Origin of the sequence: Streptomyces sp. NRRL F-525, assembly GCF_000716605.1 — a bacterium.
Taxonomy (GTDB): Bacteria; Actinomycetota; Actinomycetes; order Streptomycetales; family Streptomycetaceae; genus Streptomyces.
Genome location: NZ_JNXE01000237.1, coordinates 1 through 229 on the forward strand (window position 1 = coordinate 1; position 229 = coordinate 229).

The following is a 229-nucleotide window of genomic DNA, read 5'->3' on the forward strand; positions in this document are numbered from 1 at the left end:
CAGGTGCGGGTTGAGTGCTGCGCAGGCCGTGTCGAGGGCGGCCGCATACACGGGCTCGGATGTGTACAGGTCCTGTCCCATGCCGGTGTACTGCGATCCCTGTCCGGTGAACAGGAAGGCCGTCCCACCTGCCTGGTAGGTGCCCTGCACGATGCCGGGTGCGGTGTTGCCCTTGCTCAGTGTGTCGAGGTCGGTCAGCAGCTGCTCGCGGTTGTCGGCGAGCAGTACC

At 66.4% G+C, this 229-nt stretch carries 1 protein-coding gene; it reads right to left on the reverse strand.

Translation table 11 applies throughout. From position 1 onward, the window contains the following. Positions 1-229: acyltransferase domain-containing protein (locus OO69_RS48690; protein ID WP_033287482.1), on the reverse strand; the 229-nt coding region annotated here is incomplete at both ends.